General features: G+C 74.0%; 1 protein-coding gene. It reads left to right on the plus strand.

The window, feature by feature from the left end; translation table 11 throughout:
- On the plus strand, positions 1 to 1,541 hold a 1,541-nt coding region (locus ACXJKQ_RS27565; RefSeq protein WP_457108846.1), incomplete at both ends, for an acyltransferase domain-containing protein.

Below are 1,541 nucleotides of genomic sequence, written 5' to 3' on the forward strand. Positions count from 1 at the left end.
GCGCTGCGCGGGGCGAACGCGCCGCGCGGCGAGGCGGCCGGGCCGGCCCCGGTGGTGTTCATGTTCCCCGGCCAGGGCAGCCAGCATCCYGGCATGGGGCGGGACCTCTATCGCGGTGAGCCCATCTACCGCGCCGCCATCGACCGCGGGCTCGATCTGCTCGACCCGGGCGAGCGGGCCGAGGTGAGGGCCTTCCTCGACGGCGACCGCCCCGACGAGACGGCCGGCGGCCCGGCGCCGACCCGGATCGCGCAGCCTGCGATCTTCCTGGTGCAGAACGCGCTCGCCGCCCTCTGGATGAGCCGCGGGATCACCCCGGAGGCGATGGTCGGGCACAGCGTCGGCGAGCTGACCGCGGCGTGCCTGGCGGGCGTCCTCTCCTTCGACGACGCGTTGGCCTTCGTGGTCGAGCGGGGCCGCCTGATGCAGGCCGCGCCGGGCGGCGCCATGCTCGCGGTCCGGCTGCCGGAGACCGCGTTGCGGCCGCTCCTGCCCGCCGGTCTCGATATCGGGGCGATCAATGCGCCGAACCTCTGCGTCGCCGCGGGGTCCTTCGAGGCCGTGGCGGAGCTCGAGGCCAAGCTCACCCAGGCCGATGTCGGGATGCGCCGCCTGCACACCTCGCACGCCTTCCACTCCCGGATGATGGACCCGGTGGTCGATGGGCTGACCGCGCTCGCGGAGCGGATCACCTTCCGCGCCCCCGCACTGCCCTACGCCTCGGGCGTCACCGGCGACTGGATCACGCCGGACCAAGCGACGAGCCCGACCTACTGGGCACGGCACTGCCGCGAGACGGTGCGCTTCGCGGACGCGCTGCGGACGGTGGCGCGGGAGGGCACGGTCCTCCTCGAGGTCGGACCGGGTCGAACCCTCTCCACCTTCGCGCTGAACGGTCTGCCGCGCGGCGCGGTCGGCGCGGTGATCGGCTCCATGCCCGACCCGGCCCAGGTGACGGACGGACAGGCCTTCGCCGCCGAGGCGCTCGCCCGGCTCTGGACCGTCGGCGTCGCGCCCGACTGGGCGGCGGTGACGGGTCCGGGCCGGCGCGTGCCGCTCCCGACCTACCGGTTCGACCGGCAGCGGCACTGGATCGACGCGCCGGCGCGCGCGGCGGATCCCGGCGCCCCGATCCCCGGCCGCACACTGGGGGACGATCATCACACCGTGGCCGGGACTGATCCGGCCGACACCCATCCAGCACGCATCAACGACAACGGGGCACAGACGATCATGGGGCAGACGGCAGATCTCAGCGTTGCTGCGGCACGTTCCGAACTCGGCTCGGAACTCGCGGGCATGGTCGAGGAACTCTCGGGGGTCGTGATCGGCGCCGACGGGCTCGACAGCACCTTCCTGGAGCACGGGCTGGATTCCCTGTTCCTCGCCCAGTTCGTGACGCAGATCCGCAAGCAGTACGGCGTGAAGCTGACCTTCCGCCAGCTGATGAGCGATCTGCCCTCGATCACGGCGCTCGCTGCCCACGTCGCCGCGGCGCGGCCGCAGCCCGCGAAGGCGGCGCCCGCCGAGCCGGCCCCGGC

It is taken from the genome of Methylobacterium sp. P5_C11 (genome assembly GCF_054049775.1).